15 protein-coding genes and 2 tRNA genes are annotated in these 15,091 nt (G+C 69.9%); 6 read left to right on the top strand and 11 right to left on the bottom strand.

Translation table 11 applies throughout. The features are described 5' to 3' along the window. Positions 1-11: 11 nt before the first annotated feature. Both E3T49_RS09600 and E3T49_RS09595 read right to left on the bottom strand, forming a co-directional pair. On the bottom strand, positions 12-455 hold the full coding sequence (locus E3T49_RS09600) for a MaoC family dehydratase (protein WP_134424693.1): 444 nt from the start codon (positions 453-455) through the stop codon (positions 12-14). Next, complete coding sequence (locus tag E3T49_RS09595; protein WP_134424692.1) at positions 452-898, bottom strand: FAS1-like dehydratase domain-containing protein; 447 nt, start codon at positions 896-898, stop codon at positions 452-454. Before E3T49_RS09595 ends, E3T49_RS09600 begins: the two co-directional genes overlap by 4 nt. Before the next feature lie 55 nt (positions 899-953). Between E3T49_RS09595 and E3T49_RS09590 the strand changes: the two genes are divergently transcribed. The 4 genes from E3T49_RS09590 (at position 954) to arsM (ending at position 3,867) form a co-directional block, all read left to right on the top strand. Then, positions 954-1,418 carry a GNAT family N-acetyltransferase gene (locus E3T49_RS09590; RefSeq protein ID WP_166785512.1) on the top strand — a complete coding sequence of 155 codons (465 nt, stop codon included), beginning with the start codon at positions 954-956 and terminating at the stop codon, positions 1,416-1,418. Between the two features lie 48 nt (positions 1,419-1,466). Continuing rightward, positions 1,467-2,075: a HEAT repeat domain-containing protein gene (locus tag E3T49_RS09585; RefSeq protein ID WP_134424690.1), complete on the top strand. Its 609-nt coding sequence runs from the start codon at positions 1,467-1,469 to the stop codon at positions 2,073-2,075. 63 nt (positions 2,076-2,138) lie between these two features. Beyond that, on the top strand, positions 2,139-2,891 hold the full coding sequence (locus E3T49_RS09580) for an SGNH/GDSL hydrolase family protein (RefSeq protein WP_134424689.1): 753 nt from the start codon (positions 2,139-2,141) through the stop codon (positions 2,889-2,891). 91 nt (positions 2,892-2,982) lie between these two features. Then, a complete protein-coding gene (arsM, locus tag E3T49_RS09575; protein ID WP_134424688.1) occupies positions 2,983-3,867 on the top strand; it encodes an arsenite methyltransferase in 885 nt (294 codons plus the stop codon). 3 nt (positions 3,868-3,870) lie between these two features. Here the strand turns inward: arsM and E3T49_RS09570 are convergent, their stop codons facing one another. Further along, positions 3,871-4,782 (bottom strand): PfkB family carbohydrate kinase, encoded by a 912-nt coding sequence (locus E3T49_RS09570; protein ID WP_134424687.1) that lies wholly within the window; start codon positions 4,780-4,782, stop codon positions 3,871-3,873. A 288-nt stretch (positions 4,783-5,070) separates the two neighbouring features. Here E3T49_RS09570 and E3T49_RS09565 point away from each other — a divergent pair, with 288 nt between their 5' ends. After that, complete coding sequence (locus E3T49_RS09565; protein WP_134424686.1) at positions 5,071-6,009, top strand: ornithine cyclodeaminase family protein; 939 nt, start codon at positions 5,071-5,073, stop codon at positions 6,007-6,009. Positions 6,010-6,026: 17 nt separating this feature from the next. Here E3T49_RS09565 and E3T49_RS09560 read toward each other — a convergent pair whose 3' ends face one another. The 3 genes from E3T49_RS09560 to E3T49_RS09550 all read right to left on the bottom strand — a co-directional run bounded on the left by E3T49_RS09560 (position 6,027) and on the right by E3T49_RS09550 (position 8,091). Beyond that, positions 6,027-6,992: a DMT family transporter gene (locus E3T49_RS09560; RefSeq protein ID WP_134424685.1), complete on the bottom strand. Its 966-nt coding sequence runs from the start codon at positions 6,990-6,992 to the stop codon at positions 6,027-6,029. 59 nt (positions 6,993-7,051) lie between these two features. After that, positions 7,052-7,231, bottom strand: coding sequence for a hypothetical protein (locus tag E3T49_RS09555; RefSeq protein ID WP_134424684.1), 180 nt, complete (start codon positions 7,229-7,231; stop codon positions 7,052-7,054). A gap of 173 nt (positions 7,232-7,404) precedes the next feature. Continuing rightward, a complete protein-coding gene (locus tag E3T49_RS09550; RefSeq protein ID WP_241972738.1) occupies positions 7,405-8,091 on the bottom strand; it encodes an NAD(P)H-hydrate epimerase in 687 nt (228 codons plus the stop codon). A gap of 153 nt (positions 8,092-8,244) precedes the next feature. Between E3T49_RS09550 and E3T49_RS09545 the strand changes: the two genes are divergently transcribed. Beyond that, positions 8,245-9,963, top strand: a complete 1,719-nt coding sequence (locus E3T49_RS09545; protein WP_134424683.1) for an ABC1 kinase family protein — start codon at positions 8,245-8,247, stop codon at positions 9,961-9,963. A gap of 337 nt (positions 9,964-10,300) precedes the next feature. Here E3T49_RS09545 and E3T49_RS09540 read toward each other — a convergent pair. The 5 genes from E3T49_RS09540 to E3T49_RS09520 form a co-directional block, all read right to left on the bottom strand. Next, positions 10,301-10,374: transfer RNA gene (locus E3T49_RS09540), tRNA-Met, on the bottom strand. Between the two features lie 33 nt (positions 10,375-10,407). Continuing rightward, positions 10,408-10,479, bottom strand: a tRNA-Thr gene (locus E3T49_RS09535). 87 nt (positions 10,480-10,566) lie between these two features. After that, positions 10,567-12,399, bottom strand: coding sequence for a glycoside hydrolase family 13 protein (locus E3T49_RS09530; RefSeq protein ID WP_134424682.1), 1,833 nt, complete (start codon positions 12,397-12,399; stop codon positions 10,567-10,569). A gap of 7 nt (positions 12,400-12,406) precedes the next feature. Then, positions 12,407-13,315 (bottom strand): sugar ABC transporter permease, encoded by a 909-nt coding sequence (locus E3T49_RS09525; protein WP_134424681.1) that lies wholly within the window; start codon positions 13,313-13,315, stop codon positions 12,407-12,409. A gap of 1 nt (position 13,316) precedes the next feature. Then, positions 13,317-14,969, bottom strand: coding sequence for an ABC transporter permease subunit (locus tag E3T49_RS09520; protein WP_134424680.1), 1,653 nt, complete (start codon positions 14,967-14,969; stop codon positions 13,317-13,319). Positions 14,970-15,091: the final 122 nt, after the last annotated feature.

Genomic DNA, 15,091 nt, shown 5'->3' with positions numbered 1-15,091 from the left:
CGGGGTGCCGTTCAGGCCAGCCGCACGCGTGCCTGCGCTTTGCCCAGCACCGTCACCTCGCCCGACGAAACGGTGAGGTCGATGCGGGCCACGCCGGCATCCGCGTCGAGGGCACCGACCTTGGCGACCACGGTCACGACCGCGACATCGTCGGCCGGGACCAGCACCGGGCGGGTGAAGCGCACCTGGTAGTCCACGATGCGGCCGGGGTCGCCGGCCCAGTCGACGACCGGCTGCACGGCGAAGCCCATGGTGAGCATGCCGTGCGCGAGCACGCCGGGCAGCCCCACGGACACGGCCACGTCGTCGCGGTAGTGGATGGGGTTGAAATCTCCGGATGCCCCGGCGTAGTGCACGAGGGAGTCGCGGGTGAGCGGGAAAGTTCCCTCGGCGACGATCTCCCCGACGGTCAGGTCGGCGAGGCGGGGCGTGGCGGGCGTGGCGATGTCGGTCATTCGTCTCCCCTGACGACGAGGGTGGAGGTGGCGGTCACGACGTGCTCGCCGGCGGCGTCGACGATGGTCGACACGGCCGTCACCATGGAGTGGCCGCCGAGGTTCTTCACGCTGGCCACGGTCAGCGTGGCGGTGAGCTCGTCGCCGGCCACGATCGGGCGGCTGAAGCTGAACCGCTGGTCGCCGTGCACGACACGGGTGAAGTCGATGCCGGCATCCGGTTCGGCCAGAAGCTGCGCCAGGGTGGCCTCCTGCACGACCACGGCGAACGTGGGCGGGGCGACGACGTCGGCGTAGCCCGCGGCGCGCGCGGCCTCCGGGTCGAGGTTGATCGGGCTCGTGGCGAAGACCGCGCGGGAGAACTCGCGCACCTTCTCCCGGCCGACGAGATAGGGGGCGACGGGCGGGAAGACCCGGCCCTGCAGTTCGGGGTTGACAGACACAGGGCGAGTTTACCGGCCTCCGCCGGGGGCGGCGCCATCGGGCAGACTGACTGGTGTGAAGATCAAGCGCGTGCGTCTGGGTGACCCTGAGGTGGCCCCGCTCCTGGCCGACCTGGCGCGGGAGTACGACGAGCGCTACGGCGACGGCGACTCCGTGCACGACGTGTCGGCGGTGGCTTTCGACCCGCCGGGCGGCGTCTTCCTCGTGCTGCTCGACGGGGGCGTGACCGTGGCGGGCGGGGGCATCCGTCGCCTGAGCGAGACCACGGGCGAGGTGAAACGGATGTGGACCAACCCGGCGCACCGTCGGCAGGGCCATGCCATGGCCCTGCTTGCCGCCCTCGAGGAGGTGGCGCAGGAACTCGGCTACCGGCACCTGCGCCTGGAGACCGGGCACGCGCAGCCGGAGGCACTCGCCCTCTACCGGCGTCTCGGCTACCGGGAGATCGGCAACTACGGGATCTACGAGAACGCCACCGGCTTCGAGCGCACATTTGCCGCCGGCGAGCGCCTCCCCTGAGCTCAAGCATTGGCCTGCGACACGCCCGCTTGCTACCGTAGACATGCCATGCCTAACAAATTAGAGCCACACCCCGACCTTCCCATCGACCTGCCCACGGCCGAACGCATCCATGCGGCCGTAGCGCACTATGGCGAACAGGCCGTCATCGACAATTCCGTCGCGCTGCTGCGCGGCAAGAACGCCGGCAAGGACTTTCTGCTCTACGCCGGCGGACGCCACGCCCTGGGCATCCTCGAAGGTGCCCCGGCCCTCTACTGGCCCGAGCTGTGGGGCGCCCGCGCGCTGCTCTACGTGTGGGGCGAAACGGCCGCGCCGTACATCGTCGTCGGCATGAACAACCAGGCCTGGCGGGTGCGCGAGATGTGCGCCAAGGTCGTGCTGTTGCGCGGCCTCGAGGTGGCACCCAAGCTGGTGCGCCTGACCACCGACGAGGTTCCGCGCGTGCGCGCCGCGGCCCTGCACGCGCTGGCCGCCCAGGGCACCGCCGACCACCTCGCCACGATCGTGCAGCGTCTGCGCGACCCCGACAAGGAGGTGCGCCGCGCAGCCCAGCAGGCCCGCGACGTGCTCAACGAGCGGTGGAACCTTGTTGTCGAGCAGGGTCAGGGCATCGAGCAGACCCACGGGACCCGGCACACGCACCCGAGCGAGTAGCCGGTCGAGTAGCCGGTCCACGGACCGGAACGCACACACGCAGTACCGAGACGGGGGGTCCGGATGTTCCATCGCTTTGTGGCCATCGGCGACAGCTTCACGGAAGGCGTCGGCGACGACCTTCCGGGCGGCCAGGTGCGCGGCTGGGCCGACCTCGTCGCGCTCGGCCTCGCCGCGGCATCCGACCACCCCGTCTCCTACGCCAACCTCGCCGTGCGCGGCCGGCTGCTCGGCCCGATCGTCACTGAACAGCTGGAGCCCGCGCTCGCGCTCGGCCCCGACCTGCTCAGCATCTGCGGCGGCGGCAACGACGTCATGCGGCCGCGCGTCGAGATTCCCTATGTCGTGAACCTGATGAAGCAGGTCGTCGACCGGGCCGAGGAGCAGGGCGTTCACGTTCTGGTTCTCAGCGGCGGCAATCCTTCCCACCACCTGCCGCTGGGCAATCTGATGCGCCGGCGCGGCGACCAGCTCGCGGACGCCGCGCGCGCCGCATTCGACCGGCCGGGCGTGACGCTCGTAGACAATTGGGTCGACTCCGAGCTGGAGCACAAGCGGTTCTGGTCCGTCGACAAGCTGCACCTCAACGCTCTCGGTCACACCCGGGTGGCCACCAACGTGCTGGCCGACCTCGGCGTGCCGGTGCCCGTGGAATGGCTCGATGCCCCGGCCCCGACCGACGAGCACGTGCAGGGTACGGCGGCGTACTACCGCGAGTTCGTGCTGCCATGGATCGGCCGCCGCATCACCGGGCGCTCCTCCGGCGACGGCCGCCCGCCGAAGCGCCCCATGTTGGAGCCCGTCGACGCCGCCTGATCCCTGTGATCGAGCGTGGATTGACGGTGATCGATCTTCTGCGGTAGATTACATCGATAGTCATCAATGTATTCAGTCGAGGGAGAACGCCATGAGCGAGAACAGCAATCCGGTGCGCGAAGAAGTGCGGGCCCGTTACGCGAGCGCGGCCCTCTCGGTCACGAACGAGGGGCGCCGGTCGCTGCTCGCCGACGCACCCGCCGCCGGCTGCTGCGGCACCGACGCCACGGCCCCGACAGCGGATGCCCCGGCGAACTCCTGCTGCGGCGGCGCCGACTCCACCGAGGCAACGGATGCCGCCAGCTGCTGCGCGCCGGCCGCCATCGACGAGAGCCTGGTCTTCGGTTCCGCGCTGTACGACGCCGCGTCGACCCAGGATCTCCCGGGCGCGGCCCTGCTGGCCAGCCTCGGCTGCGGCAACCCCACAGCGGTCGCCGACCTCCAGGCCGGCGAAACCGTGCTCGACCTCGGCTCGGGCGGGGGCATCGACGTGCTCCTCTCCGCCCGTCGGGTCGGCCCCACCGGCTTCGCCTACGGTCTCGACATGACCGACGAGATGCTCGACCTGGCCCGGCAGAATGCGGCCGCCGCCCAGGCGCGGAACGTGGAGTTCCTGAAGGGCACGATCGAGGAGATCCCGCTGGGCTCCGACAGCGTCGACGTCGTCATCTCCAACTGCGTGATCAACCTGTCGACCGACAAGCCCGCCGTGATCGGGGAGATGTTCCGGGTGCTGCGTCCCGGCGGCCGCGTCGGCGTGTCCGATGTCGTGGCCGAGAACCACCTCGCACCCGCCCAGCGGGCCGAGCGCGGCTCCCATGTGAGCTGCATCGCGGGAGCGCTCTCGATCGCGGAGTACGAGGCGTTCCTCGCCGCCGCGGGCTTCGAGCAGGTCAGCGTCACCCTGACCCACGAGGTGACCGACGGGATGCACGGCGCCATCGTGCGCGCGGTCAAGCCGGCGCGCACCGTCTAGTCGTCAGCCGGCGGTCGGCACGCGCAGCAGGGCACCCTCGCTGCGGCAGGTGGCCGCTGCGATCAGCATGGCGTCGGCCAGCAGACTCTGCCAGCCGGCGGCATCCGTGGGCACGCCCCGCGTCAGCATGGTCTGCACGCTGGAGGCGAGGGTGGCGTCGCCCGCGCCCATGGTGTCGACGACGCTGCCGGCCAGAGTCGCGATCGGTTCGGTCACCAGCACGTCGTCCACGGTGGCGACGGATGCCCCCGCACGCCCGGCCGTGGCCAGCACCGTCTGCGTGCCGCCGGCCAGCAGCCGCGCCCGCAGCTGATCGAGGGTGCTGCGGTAGAGCAGCTCGGCGTCCTCGTCTCCCACCTTCGTGAGGAGGCTCCGGGCAGCGAGGCGTTCGAAGTTGGCCACGAACAGGTCACCGTCGGCGAGCATGCCGGCGCGGGGGTTCGGGTCGATCACGAGGCGTCGCTCCGGGTCCGCGACCGCGGCGATGAAGGCATCCGTCTGGGCTGTGTCATCGAAGGGGAAGCAGCTCACGACCACCAGGCGGGCCTCGTCGAGGGCGGCGCGCTCGGCCGGGCCGAACTCGATGCGGCGCTTCCGGGCGGCCTCGTTGAACGCGTAGGTGGGTTCGCCGTCGGTGCGGTCGGAGGTGGCGCGCGAGCTGCCGAACGGGCCGGGCGTGGCCACCAGGGTCACGTCGTGGGCGGCGAGGAACTCGCGCAGGACGAGACCGTCGGCGTCGTCACCGACCATGGCGATCAGGGTGGTCGGCACCCCGAGCACGGCCAGGCCGACCGCCACGTTGAGGGCGGCGCCGCCGGGGAATTCCAGGTGCGACCCGGGGCTCACCATCTCGTCGATGAGGGCGTCGCCGACCACGACCACGCGGTTCTGCTCCGTCAGGTTCTGCTCCGTCATGCGGTCTCTCCCTTGCGCCTGCCACCAACCCTGTCGCACCAAGCCTAGGGCTCGCGCGCTGCCGGGGTGGCGACAGATGAGAACAGACGCGACCGGGTTTGTCCAGCCCCTTTCGCGGGGTGCAGAGGGGTCGTAGGCTCGCCCTCAGGCGGGGTTGCTCCCCGAGCACCGATCCTTAGTCCCTGATTGCAGGGTCCGTATGAGACCGGAGCGAAAGCACCCCTCGTCGGGGGCAGGACATCATCGGGGTGACCTGCCCCCCTTTACCCCGCCACGTACAGTCGGAGCATGGCTTCCGACGCATCGACCCCGTGGTTCTCCGCCGACGATGTCTTCGCCCGCGTCGGCTTCGGCGCCGCGGTGCGCGCCCTGCAGGCCGCCGTGCGCGGTGGGCTCGACCCGGCGCACGATTTCAGCCGCAGCATCCTGAACGTCGACCAGGGCCAACTGCTGCTGATGCCGTCGAAGTCCGCGGGGTTCGTGGGCGTCAAGGTCGCCACCGTCGCGCCCGGCAACCCGCAGCTCGGTCGGCCACGCATCCAGGGCCTGTACCTGTTGATGGATGCCGGCACGCTCAGCCCGGTCGCCCTGCTCGACGGTGTCGCGCTGACGACCCTGCGCACCCCGGCGGTGTCCGCGGCCGTCGCCGACCTGCTCGCGCCCGCCGTGATCGAGCACCTCGTGGTGTTCGGTTCGGGACCCCAGGCATGGGGCCATGTCGAGGCGATGCGGGCCATCCGTCGGATCGGCCGGCTCACCGTGGTCGGCCGGCACGCGGGCCGGGCCGAGGCGCTGGTCGAGCGGGTGATGGCGAGCGGTCTGCCCGCGCAGACCGGCACCCCCGACGCCGTGGGCGACGCGCAGCTGATCGTCTGCGCCACCACCGCCCGCACGCCGCTGTTCGACGCCTCCCTGGTGCCGATGGACTCCTGCACTGTGGCCGTCGGGTCGCACGAGCCCGATGCCCGCGAGCTTCCCAGCGCGCTGATCGGGCGCGCCCAGGTCGTCGTCGAAGACCGCCAGGTGGCTCTCCGGGAGGGCGGCGACGTGCTGATCCCGCTCCGGGAGGGTGTGATCGACGCCGCCTCCCTGGTGCCGCTGAGGGATATCCTCGTCGGCACGGTCGCGGTCGACCACACCCGCCCCCGCGTGTTCACGAGTTCCGGCATGTCCTGGCAGGACCTGGTGGTCGCCCAGGCCGTCTTCAGCCCGGAGTGCCGCGCGTAGCGTCGAACAGGCCGGTTTCAGTCAACGAGGGCGGGCGACGGATGCGGCGGGGCCGGCACCGCGGGCGCCGGCACCGCGCGCAGGCGGTGCCCCTGCTCCACCCGCTGCCCCCAGGTGGTCCCCGCGATGATCAGCCCGGCCCCGAGCACCGCCACCAGGCCGAGGCTCTCGCTGCCGAGGCTCACCCCCACGAGCACCGCCCAGATCGGCTCGGTGCCCATCAGCAGGCTGGCGCGCGCAGCCGAGGTGTGCCGGATCGCCCAGGTCTGGGCCAGGAACGCGAACACGCTGCAGGCCAGTCCGAGGTAGAGCACGCCGAGCCAGGCGGCAGGGCCGAAGGCGCCGATCGCGCGGAGCGTGCCCGGCGCATCCGCTGCGGTGAAGACGACGGCGCCCACGGCCGCCTGCACCAGCGTGATCGTGAGAATGCCGGGCCGGCGACCGGCCACCGTGCGCCGGGTCAGCCGGCCCACCATGGTGACGTGCAGGGCCCGCACCAGCGCCGCCGCGAGCATGAGCAGGTCACCCGGGTTCGGGGCGCGGAATCCGTTGCCGGACACCAGCAGCGCCACCCCGACGACGGCGAGCACCGCGGCAACGAAGAACGGGCGCGGCAACCAGTTGCGCGCCGCGACCGACTCGAGTATCGGGGTGAGGATGATCGTCAGACTGATGATCAGGCCCGCGTTCGTGGCCGAGGTCACGGCCACGCCCGCCGTTTCCAGCCAGAGGATCGCGGCCTGCGTGAGTCCGAGCAGCCCGCCCACGGCCAGCTCGGTGCGGGTCGGCCGCCGCGGCCGGCTCAGCGCCCAGATCAGCGCCAGGGCCAGCGCAGCAACCAGGAAACGCAGCGCGAGCACGGCACCCACGCTGGCCTGCTCGGTGAGCACCTTGGCGGCGAGGTAGCTGCCACCCCAGACCAGGGCGACCAGCAACAGCACGGCGTCGATGCGGTAGCGGCCGAGCCGGGGAAGATTGGTCATGGGGCCATGCTCCCGGGTCGCATCCGTTAAGTCCAAGTCGACGGATGCGACGGGCGGCGTCAGCGGTCGACGAGCTGCTCCCAGTCGCGCTCCACGGCGCGCGTGAACTGCAGCTGCCTGACCATGAGGGGGATCTCCCAGACCAGCCACATCGGGACCACGAGGAACGGCCACAACCCGGCGGGGGTCTGGAACATCCCGACCACGACGATGAACAATGCCAGCGGAACTTTGACCACGGTGTCGACCCCCTCTGTCGCTCTCGGTGCAGGGAAATGACTACCCTCCATTGAGACTCCGGGCCGCGGAGAACACAACGCCGGCGACCTTGGAAACCGCACAGAAAGTGCCGCCGCCCGGAGCCCGACCGGACACCGAGCGGTCAACGTGCAGACACTGCGCAGCGAGCGGCCTACCCGCGATCCCGGGCCGCGATCCGCTCGAGCTCCTCGCCGATGCCGATGTCGGCCACCGCGATGCGCCCGGCCAGGCTCGCAGCAGGCTCCCGCAGCAGACCGGACTTGCAACCGCCGAAGGTCACCGTCAGGTCCGCGGGCAGCACGACGGGGTCCGGCACGGCGCCGTCGTCGACCCCGATCCCGCTGGGCAGGTCGACGGCCACCACCAGGGGCGCGGCGCGGCCGTGCAGCACCGGCAGAATCGCCGCCACGGTCTGCCGGGCTCGCCCGCGCAGCGCCGGGCTGTCGCTCGTTCCGGTGCCGAGGATTCCGTCCAGGATCACAACGGATGCCCGTGCCGCGCCGGCCAGCACGGCATCCGTTTCGTCCTGCGACAGCAGCGCCGCGCCGGCCGTGAGCGCCGCGGCGAGCCCGGCCGCGTGCATCTGCGACGCCGTGGGCACGATCGTCACCCGTGCGCCCTGCCCGGCGAGCAGCGCCGCCGCGTGCATCGCGTCACCGCCGTTGTTCCCGGCCCCGGCGAGCACCAGCAGCCGCGCGCCCGGCACTCCCCCGCGCATCTCGAGCAGCGCCGCCGTCTCCGCGGCGAGCGCGGCCGACGCCCGCTTCATCAACGGCACGCCCGCCGCCAGAAAAGGAGCCTCGGCCTCGCGCATCTGGGCGGCGGTATACGTTTTCACGTGGTCAGAGTACGCCCGGGGCGGCACGACTCACGTCCCCGGCCCCGATCTGGTCCGGGCAGGCGTTTCGCACCCGTCTCCCATCCGGACCGGGCATGCTGGAGTCCTGATCGTCCGCCATTCCGGCCGGCGCGCGACAAGAGAGCTGAAACAGTGGCCGGCGCACGCGGTATCACCATTCCGAAACTGACCCTGGCCGCCGAGCGGAGCCGTCCGGCCTTGCCTCGGCCGTTCCTGCAGCGCGGGCGGCGCTTCGCCGAGCTCGTGCGCATCGCCCGCAAGAACGGGCTGTTGCCGGTGCGGCGGCTCGACTTCACGACCAACCCGAGTGGGGCATCCGTTCGCGCAGTGCAGGCCGAGGGCCTGCGGGCCGCGCTGGAGGAGGCCGGTGGCGCCTTCGTCAAGATGGGCCAGCTGCTCTCCACCCGCTCCGACTTTCTGCCGCCGGAGTTCGTCACGGCCCTCGCGCAGTTGCAGCAGAGCGTGCAACCGGCCCCCTGGGACGAGGTCGAACGGATGCTGGAGGACGAGTTCGGCGGCCCGCTCGCCGGCGTCTTCGCCGAGTTCGATCCCGACCCGATCGCAGCGGCCTCGATCGGCCAGGTTCACCGCGCCACGCTGCTGAACGGCACGGTCGTGGCGGTCAAGGTGCAGCGGCCCGGCATCGTGCCCGAACTGCGGCGCGACGTGGCCATCGCCCTGCGGGTGACGAACGTGATGAGCCTCACGTCGCCACAGGCCAGGACCCTGGGCATCAAGGCGGCCGCGGAGGACTACGCCGCCGACCTCGTGCGCCAGCTGGACTTCCGTTTGGAGGCCCTGAACCTATCGGCCATGCGCGCCCTCCAGCTGCGCAGCCCGCGGGCCGGCGAGCTGCGCTTCCCCGAGCTGTTCGAGTCGCTGTCCAGCGATCGTGTGCTCGTGATGGAATACCTCGTCGGGGACACGTTCAGCGACCTGAACGAGAAGCCCGGCGCCCCGCGCGCCGATCTCGGCGCCGCGATGCGCACGGTGCTCAGCGCTTTCGTGCGCCAGATCGTCTTCGACGGTGTCTTCCACGCCGACCTGCACCCCGGCAACATCATGCTCCTGGCGGACGGCACACCTGCCCTGGTCGACTTCGGGTCGGTGGGCCGGCTCGACCTGCAGCTGCGGGAGGCGATCCAGGAACTGCTGATCGCCTACCTGCAGTCCGACACCCAGCTCATCGCCGACGGGCTCCTCGCGCTCGCCCCGCTGCGGGCGGGCGCCGACGAGAAGGCGTTCCGCCGCGAACTGAGCGCATTCATCACCTTCGAGCTCGGGCCGGGAGCGCGCGTCAGCGTGCTGACCGTCGACGTACTGGTGGCCATCCTCACCCGCTACGGCGTGGGCATCCCGGCCGAGCTCGTGTCGGCCGCGCGGGCGTTCGCCGTGCTCGAGGGCACCCTGCGCTCCACGATGCCGGAGTTCGACCTGCTCGAGGAGTCCCGCGCACTGGCGAGCGTGCAGATCCGCGACCAGATGGCGCCGGCCAACGTGCGCGAGCTGCTAACCACCGAGCTGCTGGCGCTGCTCCCCAGCGTGCGCCGGCTCCCGCGGCGCTTCGACCAGATCGGGCAGGCCCTCGAGATGGGCACGCTCAACGTCAATGTGCGGCTGCTCGCGGATCCGAGCGATCGACGGCTGCTCACCGGGCTGGTGCGGCAGAGCCTGCTGACCCTGGTCGGCGGGGCAGCCGGCGTGGTGTCGCTGGTCTACCTGACCGCTCCCGCGCCGGCAGACCCCGGCCTGATCAGCACGGTGACGGCCGGGGTCAGCCTGGGAGTCGGCTCTGTCGTGCTGCTGGCCTCGGCGTCCGTCGACGCGCTGGTGACCCGCAGCCGCCGGTGACGCCGGGCATCCGTCGACTGCTGACCGCAACCCGAAACGACGACGACCTCGCGTGAGGCGAGCTGTTCGGCGACTATTTCGGGCCTCGGCGTGACGAACGGTCGCCACGGACCGTCTTAGTTATGGAAGTACTTGTGATCTGCGGCGTGTTTCGTTCTCTCTGGCACCACCGAGCGTCAGCAGACGAGTTCGCCCAGTTCGCTTCGTCCCGGGGCCCGTTGTCCGTTCACGGGCACCCGGAGACGGAGTGTGTCCGCGTGCCGGCGGAACCGGGTTGCATCCGAAAGAAGAAAGGCCCCGTGACCGGTAGAATTCCTGGTCAAAGGGCCTTTATGTGTAGCGGGAGCGGGAATTGAACCCGCGACACCACGATTATGAGCCGTGTGCTCTAACCAACTGAGCTACCCCGCCACGACCTGTCGGCTGCAAGAGCTTCCAAGCCAGAGCCCCCTGTGGGAATCGGACCCACTACCTCTTCCTTACCAAGGAAGTGCTCTACCAATGAGCTAAGGGGGCGAAGCATCCGCGTGAGCGAAAACTAAGCCGCATTTCGGCAACCGGTAAATATTATCACCAAGTTGGGCGGCCCGATGACCGCACGGCTCAATCGGGGACGTCAACCCCCGGCAGCGCCCACGCGGTGAAGCTCGGGCCGGCCGTTTCGACCCGGATGCCGCCGCCCACCATGCTGACGGCGGCGTCACCCAGGAGCCGGGTCGGCTCCCCCACCACGGCCCCGGCAGGCAGGGTCACCGCGCCGGCGGCGCGGGCCGCGACCAGCAGCACGGACTCCTCGGCGCACTCGCGCACGTAGACGAGCACGTCCGCGCCCACGTGCACCCAGCGCATCCCGCCGCCGTTCAGGGCCGCGTGGGCGGTGCGCAGGTGGATCAGCGCCGCGTACAGGTCGATCGTCGCCGCCACCTCGGGTTCGTCCGCCGTGTCCCAGGGCATCGGCGTGCGCGAGCCCTCACCGTCGATGCCGATCAGGCCGAACTCGTCGCCGGCGAAGACCACCGGGATGCCCGGCAGGGTCGCGCTCAACCCGAACGCCACGGGCACTCCCCCGTCGATGGCGTGGGTGCGAAATCTCGGCGTGTCGTGCGTGTCGAGCGCGTTCATGGTGGCCAGCCGGGTGCGCCACGGGTAGCCGGCGGTGAACCGGAGGTGGGCGTCCACGAACTCCCGCCCATCGGTCTGCGGGATGGTGCCGTAGGGCAGCCCGAAGAACGAGGAGGGGCTGCCGGGTTTCGAGAGCCAGCTCCACACCGGGCGGGTGAACGTCGTGTACGTCATCGCGCCGTGCCAGCCGTCACCCTGGAAGTCCGCGGAGGCGTCGTTGGTCGACTCGCCGAGCAGGATCGTGTTTGGGTTCTCCGCGATCATGGTGCGACGGATGGTCTGCCGCACCAGGGCGTTCAGGTCTTCACCCTGCAGGCGGCCGGTCATGTTCGCCACGTCGATGCGCCAGCCATCGAGGTGGAACGGGGCCCGCAGCCACCGTGCGACCACCGAGCCCGGTCCGTCGATGAAGCGGCGGCGCAACTCGGTCGACGACCAGTTGAACTTCGGCAGCTCGGGAACGTCGAGCCAGGAGGCGTAGCGCTCGTTCTGCTCGTCGAGCCAGTAGTAGAAGGCGCTCTCGGCGGCATCCGGGGTATGCAGCGCGGCCCGGAACCACTCGTGCCGGTTGCCGGAGTGGTTCGAGGTGAGGTCGCCGATCACCTTGAAGCCCCGCGCGTGCGCGGCCTCGACCAGCCGCACGAGGGCGGCGTCGCCGCCCAGCGCCGGGTCGACCCGGTCGAAGCTTTCCGCGTCGTAGCGGTGGCTCGAACCGGCCGGGAACACGGGCGTCAGGTAGAGCAGCGTCACGCCGAGCCGTTCGAGATGATCCAGGTGAGCCACGATGCCGTCGAGGTCGCCGCCGTAGAACTGGTGCGAGCGGGCCGGCTGGCCCGTGGCCACCGGGTCCCCCCAGGCCGCAGGAACGGCCCAGGCCGGCGTCTCGCGGAGCGCGGCGGCCGGGGAGCGCCCGAACCGGTCCGGGAAGATCTGGTACATCACCGTCGCGGCGGCCCACTCCGGCGGGGCCGGGTAGCTGAGCAGCGTGAAGTCCTCGGCGTCGAGGGTCTCGAAGGGGAACAGCCCCGCGGCGTTCAGCCACCAGTGGCTGCCGTCGGCCCGGCTGATCAGGAACCGGTAGCCGTTGGCCGGGTTCAGGATCTCGACCTCGGCCTCCCACCACTGCCAGCCGTCCGACGCGCCGAGCGGCCGGGCCTCGTGGAAGCGCGGCTCCCGGTCGGGCGTCGAGCGCACGTGCACGGATGCCGCGGCACCCCACGCCTCCGGCACCCGCACCCGAACCCGAACGGTGTCGCCCGGTCGGGGGGCCTGGTCGGAGACGTAGAGCGGCGACCCGTCGTGGTGCGGGAGCATGCGCGCCCTACTTCACCGATCCGGCGGTCAGCCCGCCCACGATGTACTTCTGCAGCCACAGGAACAGGGCCATCACGGGCAGTGCCGCGAGCACGGCGCCGGCCGCGAAGACCGAGTAGTTGCTGGAGAACTCCTGGGACACGAACTGGTAGAGGCCCACCGCGAGCGTCTGCTTCTCGGGCGTGATGAGCACGATGCTGGCGATCACGAACTCGTTGGTCGTGCCCACGAAGGAGAGCAGCCCCACCACGGCGAGGATCGGCGCGACGAGGCGCAGGATGATCGTGAAGAAGATGCGGGCGTGCCCGGCGCCGTCGATCTTCGCGGCCTCGTCGATCGACGCCGGGATCGTGTTGAAGAAGCCGTACATCAGGTAGGTGTTCACGCCGAGCGCGCCGCCCAGGTAGACCATGATCAGGCCGATCTGCGAGTCGAGCCCGATCAGCGGGAAGATGTCGGAGATGCCGTTCAGCAGCAGGAAGATCGCCACAACCGCGAGCAGCTGCGGAAACATCTGCACCAGCACGAGCATCAGCAGCCCGGCGCGGCGGCCGGAGAAGCGCATGCGCGAGAAGGAATACGCGGCCAGCGCCCCGAGGAACACGGTGCACAGCGAGGTGATGGTGCCGATCAGGAGCGTGTTGCCGTACCAGTCCGCGTACGGCTGCTGCGGCAGGTTGAACAGGGTCTCGTAGCTACCCAGGTTGATCTCACTGAACAGGCCGTTGGCGGTGATCAGGGTGCCACCCGGGTGCAGGGACGCCGACAATACGTAGAGCAGCGGGAAGGAGCAGAAGACGACCATGACGGCGCCGACCAGGTGGCGCCATCCGGTGTCGAAGAACCACTTGCGCAGGTTGAACGGTCGTTTGGTCGGGATGTACCGGTCGCTGGTGTCGGGGGCTGCAATCCGCATCTCAGTTCAACTCCTCTAGCGCCTTGGTCTGTTTGAAGCTGATGATCGACACGATCGCGACCAGCAGGAAGATGATGATCGAGAACGCGCTGGCGAGACCGTAGTCCCGGCTCGCCCCCACGAAGGCCACCTTGTAGACCATCGAGATCAGGATGTCCGTGGCGCCCACGTTCACCCCGGCCGTGACGTCCCGGGGACCACCGTTGGTGAGCATGTAGATCAGGTTGAAGTTGTTGAAGTTGAACGCGAACGACGAGATCAACAGGGGTGCGACGGAGACCAGCAGCAGCGGCAGCTTGATCAGGCGGAAGATCTGACCGCTTCTGGCGCCGTCGACGGTGGCGGCCTCCTGGATTTCCTCCGGGATCGATTGCAGCGCCCCCGTGCAGACCAGGAACATATAGGGGAAGCCCAGCCACAGGTTCACGAAGATGATGCTGAATTTCGCCAGCCACTCGTTGGTCAACCAGGGAATCTCCGCACCGCCGAACAGCACCTGGTTCACGAAGCCGAACTGGGGGTTGAGCATGCCCGCCCAGACCAGCGCCGACAGGAACGCCGGGAACGCATACGGGAGGATCAGGACCACGCGGTAGAAGTTGCGGCCCCGCATCCGCAGGTTGTTGAACACGATCGCCAGGAACAGGCCCAGCGCGAACGTGGTCAGAACCGAAAGGAAGGCGAAGGCGAAGGTCCAGAGGGTCACGCTGATCAGCGGGCCGCGGATCGATTCGGAACCGAAGGCCTCGGCGAAGTTCGCCAGACCCACGTTCACCTTCCAGCCGGGCAGCAGCTCGGTTCCGTCGGCGGCGACGAACGAGCCGGTCTCACCGTTGTCGGTGTAGACGACGTTGGTGGTGGTGTTGGTCATGGTGCCGGCCGCTTCGTCGTAGACGAGGTCGGAGAGGTACAGGTAGGCGCTCGAGCCGTCGGGCGTGCGCAGGGTGCCGTCGTTGGGGTCGTCGGAGAGCGGCACCGAGAGGGCCGCGATGGCTTCCTGGTTGGCGACGATGTCGGAGAACGCGAGGCTGGTGTAGCCGGGAAGTTCCACGGCCTTGCCGCTGTCGTCGACGGTTGCGTCGGTGACCGGGCTGAGCGGGGCATCCGTGCCTCCGACGCTGATCTCGCCGTCGGGGTCGGTGACCAGGAAGCTGTACATGCCGAGCCGTTCGACCACGGTGAGGTCGTAGGTGGGCGAGTCGGGCACGCGCTGCTGGGACGAGACGATCAGGGCGTTGACCGCGTCCGGCTTGTCGCTGTTGTGGCCGGTGCCGTAGTTGGTGAAGGCGATGTAGCCGGTGTACCCGATGACGAAGACCTGGAAGATGAGCAGGAAGATCAGGCCGGGTGCGAGGTATTTGGCGGGCAGCTTGGCCCGGCTGAAGTAGATCCAGTTGACGATCAGGGTCACGACCAGTACCGCGCCGAAGACCAGCCAGTCCTCACGGAGGAACAGCACCATCAGCGCGTAGACGCTGATCGCGTCCACGATGGAGAGCAACGCGATCTTGACCAGGAGAACCTTCACCCCGGCGGATGCCGCCTCCGCCACGCGGGCGGCCCGTCTCGAGCGCGAGGACTGCGGGACCGGCTTCTCGTCCGGGCCCTGGGGGGGGACCGTCGCTTCGCCCTGCTCAGTGCCTGTGCTGGTCATCTTCGTCCGCTCTCTGCCGTTCTGGTCGTGCCGGGTTGCGCGATGGCGCGGGGTGGTGCGTGGTTCTTTCGCAGGAGGCTGCCCCGGACCGAAGAGACCGGGGCAGCCTCAGAACTGCGAAG

This window comes from Cryobacterium cryoconiti, assembly GCF_004403065.1.
GTDB lineage: Bacteria > Actinomycetota > Actinomycetes > Actinomycetales > Microbacteriaceae > Cryobacterium > Cryobacterium cryoconiti.
The sequence above is the reverse complement of the archived record's forward strand: the minus strand, read 5'-3'. Positions and strand labels throughout refer to the sequence as shown.